General features: G+C 60.8%; 7 protein-coding genes. 2 read left to right on the plus strand and 5 right to left on the minus strand.

Annotated elements, in window-relative coordinates; genetic code table 11:
• Window positions 1-44 precede the first annotated feature (44 nt).
• Entirely contained in the window at window positions 45-197 is a 153-nt protein-coding gene (locus VIW95_RS17615; RefSeq protein ID WP_414645282.1) for a hypothetical protein, read from the plus strand.
• A gap of 297 nt (window positions 198-494) precedes the next feature.
• Here VIW95_RS17615 and VIW95_RS09550 read toward each other — a convergent pair whose 3' ends face one another.
• From VIW95_RS09550 to VIW95_RS09560, 3 genes are all read right to left on the minus strand, one after another.
• The gene (locus tag VIW95_RS09550) at window positions 495-1,220 is read right to left on the minus strand and encodes a Crp/Fnr family transcriptional regulator (RefSeq protein WP_331585800.1); all 726 of its coding nucleotides are present in this window, start codon (window positions 1,218-1,220) and stop codon (window positions 495-497) included.
• A 160-nt stretch (window positions 1,221-1,380) separates the two neighbouring features.
• Window positions 1,381-2,127 carry a Crp/Fnr family transcriptional regulator gene (locus VIW95_RS09555; protein WP_331585802.1) on the minus strand — a complete coding sequence of 249 codons (747 nt, stop codon included), beginning with the start codon at window positions 2,125-2,127 and terminating at the stop codon, window positions 1,381-1,383.
• Window positions 2,128-2,201: 74 nt separating this feature from the next.
• Window positions 2,202-3,542 carry an AmpG family muropeptide MFS transporter gene (locus tag VIW95_RS09560; RefSeq protein WP_331585804.1) on the minus strand — a complete coding sequence of 447 codons (1,341 nt, stop codon included), beginning with the start codon at window positions 3,540-3,542 and terminating at the stop codon, window positions 2,202-2,204.
• 141 nt (window positions 3,543-3,683) lie between these two features.
• Here VIW95_RS09560 and VIW95_RS09565 point away from each other — a divergent pair, with 141 nt between their 5' ends.
• The gene (locus VIW95_RS09565) at window positions 3,684-4,253 is read left to right on the plus strand and encodes a TetR/AcrR family transcriptional regulator (protein ID WP_331585806.1); all 570 of its coding nucleotides are present in this window, start codon (window positions 3,684-3,686) and stop codon (window positions 4,251-4,253) included.
• Here VIW95_RS09565 and VIW95_RS09570 read toward each other — a convergent pair.
• On the minus strand, window positions 4,243-4,587 hold the full coding sequence (locus tag VIW95_RS09570) for a DUF4387 domain-containing protein (protein ID WP_331585808.1): 345 nt from the start codon (window positions 4,585-4,587) through the stop codon (window positions 4,243-4,245). The genes VIW95_RS09565 and VIW95_RS09570 overlap by 11 nt on opposite strands.
• On the minus strand, window positions 4,587-5,893 hold a 1,307-nt coding region (locus VIW95_RS09575; RefSeq protein WP_331585811.1), incomplete at its 5' end, for an acyclic terpene utilization AtuA family protein. The genes VIW95_RS09570 and VIW95_RS09575, both read right to left, overlap by 1 nt.

Raw genomic sequence — 5,893 nt, forward strand, 5'->3', positions numbered from 1 at the left:
AGGCCGCCTACGCCGCCGAGTTATGCCGTCGCGCGGTTGCGCGAATGTTCTCGGGCTCGGGGGCGCACGCGGTGTATGGTCAGAGCGCCATTCAGGCCGCATTTCGGAACGTCAACGTCGGCGCGCAGCACGCCAGTATCGACTTCGACAATTCCGCGGAACAATACGCCCGCGCGCGGCTTGGCTTGAGTGCGTGAGCTATGGAGAGATTCTATCTGCAGGTCTGACGCGCTGAATCTGCGCTTCAGGGCATTTCCAGCAAACAATTCGCGCAGGAGCGCCCATCGGGCGTGTCCCCCGGCCGGCACCGCCATGATTGCCGCGATCGCTCGCTGCGCATCGCCGCATCGCCGACAAGTCAAGTCGTCGCCGTCGCATCGGGCCTCGAAGCCGACCTCGGCAATCGTCGCCGGATCGTCGATTAGCTCGATACGTATCAGGTTGAGTTCAGTCTCCAAGGCTTCCCCGTCAATCCGCAGCGCACACGCCGCGCGTCAATTCAGATGCGCACCGGCTTGGGCATTCATCGAGTCGAAGAGCTTGGCGACCTGCACGACCAGCTGCCGCCCCTGCCGAATCACGAACTTTTCGCGCTCCAATCGCGCCAGATGTTCGGTGACTCTTGGGCGCGAGGCTCCCACCAGGTTGGCGATGTCCTTGTGCCTGAAAGACACGCGCAGCACCGTCCCGCGCGACTCCTCGATCCCGAAGTCCGCACATAGTTCCAGCAATGCGATGCCGATTCGTTCGTGGAGGCCGAGATTCAGAAAGCTCGAACTGCGCAGCAGCAGGCGATACCACTGCTTCAGATCGTTGCGATGAAACTGTCTGAAGGCGGACTCGGCTGCGTTGATAGTGATGCCGTCGAAATCGGCCCAACTCACCGTGCCGACGCGGCAGTCGTTGTAAGCCTCGCACTGAAAACCGGATTGGCTGAGCGGCAGCGCCGGGAATTCGGGGATCGGCCCCGGCGCGAGCATCGCCACCGTGACGCGCTCATTGCGCGCGTTGCGGCAAGTAATCCGCGCGATCCCTGCTAACAAAATGTGAGCATCGCGCGCGAGCGAACTTTCGCGCAGGATCACCGAGTGTCGTTTGTAGTTGGCTAGTACCAGCGCGCCAACGAGAAGCGTGAGCTCAGGAGGGGAGAGCCACGACAGAGCCTTGAGCCGGCTCAGCCTGTCAAGATCGGTTTCACGTGAAGTATTTCTTTCATTCAAATTTGCACCGTCCAGACACTAGACTGTATGCCGGTGCAACCCATAAGGGAAACGAAATGTCACCTGTATAACAAATGGATCGTGCTGTAGGGAACGCTAAAACAGAGAAGGAGGGAACCGAGCGTTTCTGTAAGCTTCAGCCGCCAACTGCACGCTGGCGCTAACTACGGCGTGCTTTCCCGAACTCTGCGTCACCGGCGGCGATATGAGCTTGCTCGAGAAAGGCTTCCAATCGTTCGCGATTTATGACGAGTTGGCGGCTGTTGCGCGAGATCAGATGTTTGCGTTCGAAACTGATCAAGTGCTCGGTGATTCGCGGCCGCGACGCGCCAACCAGTTCGGCGAGGTCCCGGTGTCGGGCCGGCAGCGACAGCCGTATCCCTTTTGGGTCGGGAAGGCCGAAATTTTCACTCAATTCCAGCAGGATCAGCGCCAACCGCTCTTCCAAAGTGCAGCTCATGAAATTTGCGCAGCGCAGTTGAACCAAATCCCAGCGCCCCAGGTAACTCTCCGCCATCCGCTTGAAGTCGGCCGACGCGACGCCCAAGGAAATTTCGACCAGCGCTTCGAGTTGAATCGTCCCTATCCGGCAAACAGTGACCGCTTCGCAGCGAAAATTGTAACTGATGCCGGCTACCGGAGGCGGAAAGCCCGGAATCATCCCGGGCGCGACCATGATTACCAGCGTACGCGCGCCCTTGCGATTGCGGCATGTGATTCGCGCCACGCCCGCCAACAAGATGAATGCGGTGTCGTGCGAATGTTTCTCGTCGATAATGATCGCGCGTTTTTCGACCACGCTGACGGTAAGCGCGCTCGATAGCCGGTCGAGCTGGCGCGCGGTGAGCCAGGAGATGTTCTTAAGTCCGCGCAGTCTTCGGACGCCAGATGCTCGAGCAGAAGTCATCCGACCAATCTACCAGAGTCATTGGTGCGCGGGCAGAATAAGACCGCCACATGAAGTTCATTCGACGTAAATTGTTATCTATGTGACAAATGATTTCCGCTCGGAGGCAGAGACTCAGGATCGCGCCGCGCGATCCATACAAGGAGCAAGAGCGCCGGAATCGTCGCGACCGTAGTCACCAGAAAAAACGGCACCCAGCCGAGCCTGTCCGCCAGCACTCCTCCCGACGACGCGACCATCGTGCGCCCCACCGCCGCCAGCGACGACAGCAGCGCGTACTGAGTCGCGGTGAAAGCGGGCGAGCACAGGTCGGAGAGATAGGCAACCAGCGCAGTGCCTGCCATCGCGCCGGTGAGATTCTCGGCAGCGACGCAGAACGCAAGATAATCCAGTCGATGCCCGCCCACCGCTTGCAGAACGTAAAACAAATTTCCGGCTGATTGCAGAATCCCGCACAGGATCAGCGCGCGCATCACGCCGAGCTTCGACGTCACCACGCCGCCGACCAGCGCGCCGGCGACCGTCGCGATAAATCCGACCAGCTTCGAGACTGCGGCGATCTCGTTGAGCGAGAAGCCGAGCGAGATGTACAGCGGCATCGCCATCACGCCCGCCATCGCTTCGCCGAGCTTGTAACCGATGATGAAAATGACGATCGCCGGCCACATCGGCCGTCGCATGAAGTCGGCAAACGGTCCGGTCACAGCAGTCGCGAGCCATTCGCGAAAAGCGTTCCATCCTGTCGCGCCGGCGTGCAGCCGCACCCCTGGCGCCGGCGCCGGCTCAGGCCCGAAGATGAACACGAGCATCCCGACGCTCAACAGCGCCGCGATCGTCGCATAAGCGGCGAACCATCCCCAGCGAGCCGCAATGATCAGCGCGCCCGCGCCCGCGACCAGCAGACCGATCCGGTACCCGGTCTGAATCATTGCCGCGCCAGGCCCCTGCTGCTCGGGCGTCAGGATTTCGATCCGGTAAGCGTCGATCACGACATCCTGGCTGGCTGAAAGGAATGCCACCAAGATCGCCAATGATGCCATTCGCGCGAGGTCGACTTTCGGATTGCACGCGCCCAGCGCGAGGGTCGCCGCGATAAGCGCGAGTTGAATTGCGATACCCCATCCGCGCCGCCGGCCGATCGGAATCGGCGGCGGCAGACGGTCAATCAGCGGTGACCACAAGAACTTCAGCGCATACGGCGTGCTGACCAGGGCAAAGGTGCCGATCATCGCGCGGCTCACGCCAGTCGTAGCGAACCAGGCCGACAGCGTCGAAAACGTCAGCAATAGCGGGAGTCCGCTGGCAAACCCAAGCGGCAGGATCAGCAACACGCGTCGATCGCTGTACTGCGCGATCGAACGCTGCCAGGCAGTTCGCCCCTTCACCTCCAGCGTCACGCCCGTAGTTTCTGGCATCGAGAATTCATATCACCTGGCATCGAGATATTCTTCCAGTAACGAGGCTAATGTCGCGATTAGCTGGATTCCTTGATAACGATCCTCAGTCTGCTACGATTGGGCATTATGAGCGCCTCTTCACCAAACTTCAGACCACGGTTGACGCAGGATGAGAAAACCGCCGAGACGCGCCGCCGCCTGCTCGACGCGGCTATCGTATGCCTAATAGATCGAGGCTACGCGAACACGACGACTTCGGAAATCGCCGAACGCGCGGGCCTTTCGCGCGGCGCTCAGCTCTACCATTTCCCACGCAAGGAAGAACTCCTTACTAGTGCGGTCGAGCACCTTTTCGAGCTGAAGTTCGGCGAGATTAAAGAAAAGGTGAGCCGCCTCACAAATGAAAACGATCGGCGAGCGATGGCAATCGATATGCTCTGGGAGATTGCCAACAACCGGCTGGCGACCGCGTGGATCGAACTGGTGGTCGCGAGCCGCACCGACTCGTATCTGCAAAAGTCAGTGAGCGGGGCGAACGATCGAATCACGGAGTTCCTCACTCAATCGTTCGAGGAACTTTTTCCACGGACCGAAGGAGCCAGCGCCTACTACGAGCTGATCCCGCATTTTGTTTGCCTGACACTGGAAGGGATGGCGCTCGAGGGCATGACGCTGAACAGCGAGTTGACCACGAAAATCCTGACCGCGCTCAAAACCTTCAAGCTTTAGCCGCGCTGCCTGAGCGCCCGGCTATCTCCGGGATTTCGATCGACATAAGCGGAATGAACTGCTGACCGCCGTGCAGATCGGCGTCGCCGAGATCGCCCTGGAAGCATGGCCTCGGAATACTGAACTTGAAGGCCCGGGCGTTGGCGCACTCGAAGAAACGAACCGTCTCTGCGGGAACGCGGTAGAGCTCGGCGAAGACGCCGACGCTCAGCGCGCCCGAGCGGCGGACAATTTCGTAGTCGTCGTCGCTTTCGAACATGATGTCGAAGGTGAGCACGAACGGTCCGGCGTTCTTGCTGCGAATGAGGCTTGCGATGTCGGCCAGGACGCGCATTATGCAGCCTCCGCCAGCGTCAGGATTTCGGTGCGGAACATTTCAGTTTTGGTCCTTGGCACCGCGACGTGGTTTAAGCAGAACCGAAAGACTTCTCCGCGCTCGATTTCGGCCGGATTGTGCAGGCAAGCGAAACCGGTGATCGCGCCCTTCCACTCGGCGATCGGCGCATGCAACAGCGGTTGGCGGCAGAGCTGTGCGATCTTGGTCGCGAGCGCCTGCGTGGGCGCCGTAGCTTCGACGACGATGCCGACTTCTTGCGCGATGGTGTCAGGATGCGGCTCGAGTGGACCCATCACGGCGTTTCGGCCGTAGACATGAAACACGATCTTGTAGTCCGACGGCTTCAGCGCGTCGCCAAGTACAGCGGAGACCGACCGCGCGATGTAGGCTCTGATCTTCGCCAGCCACGCGTCGAGTTGGCGTATGATGAAAGGATCCCGGACACCTCCGACGATGATGCTCTGGAAGCCAACGCTCTCGGCCCCTTCGAGCTTGACGGTATAACGTTCGGCCGGATGGAATCGGCTGCCGGTGATGCGGACCGCGACCTCGTCCAGTTGTTCGAACCGGCATTGCGCCAGGTCGAGGGTGCCGGAACATTCCTGGTGCAGATAGGGATCGCCGCTTTCGTAGAGGCTGTGAGCGGCGAGGCTTTGCGGCGTGCATCGCAAGCCGTCGCCGACCGGTCGGATAATAGCTTCATCGCGGCGCACATAGCCCACAATCACACCCTTGCTCGCCGTCTCGCAAACCATCGTCCCGCACTCGGCGACCTTGCCGGCGTGCCAGGCGAGACCCTCCGGCATGCCGCGCATAATCGGAATTGCGGCATAGAGGGCGGGGTCGCTGCACCGGCCCGCAATCACTAGATCAACCCCTGCGCGGATCGCATCTTGAAGCGGTTCAACGCCCATCATGCCGACCACCCGCGCGGCACGGTCGATGGTTCCGGCGTCCACTTCCGGAGCCGGGTCGAGTGGTATCACGCGCCCGTTCTTGAAGAGTTCCTGAAGATAGGGTTTGGACTGCTCGGAGCGAATCACCGCGACTTTCAGCGTCCAGTTGTGTGCGCGGACGACCTCGCGGACGATTTCCATCATCCAGTCCACGTGGATATCGGCGCCTGCGGTTCCGACCGAGCCGATCAGGACCGGTATTTGAGCCTGACGCGCAGCGCGCAACACGATCGCGAGATCGCGTTTCACCGCGTCGCGTGCGAACGCTGCCTTGCCACTCCCCAGGGCGAACGGACCGGCGTCTGTCGTGCCCGCGTCGGACGCGATGAAATGCGGCCGCTCGCGCA

The sequence above is a fragment of the Binatus sp. (SeqCode) genome, from assembly GCF_036522015.1.
Classification (GTDB): domain Bacteria; phylum Desulfobacterota; class Binatia; order Binatales; family Binataceae; genus Binatus.

Bases quoted from the DNA above. Each gene is read 5' to 3' on its own strand.
- VIW95_RS09555 (WP_331585802.1), bottom strand. From the start codon at position 2,127: ATGACTTCTGCTCGAGCATCTGGCGTCCGAAGACTGCGCGGACTTAAG.
- VIW95_RS09570 (WP_331585808.1), bottom strand. From the start codon at position 4,587: ATGCGCGTCCTGGCCGACATCGCAAGCCTCATTCGCAGCAAGAACGCC.
- VIW95_RS09560 (WP_331585804.1), bottom strand. From the start codon at position 3,542: ATGCCAGAAACTACGGGCGTGACGCTGGAGGTGAAGGGGCGAACTGCC.
- VIW95_RS17615 (WP_414645282.1), top strand. From the start codon at position 45: ATGTTCTCGGGCTCGGGGGCGCACGCGGTGTATGGTCAGAGCGCCATT.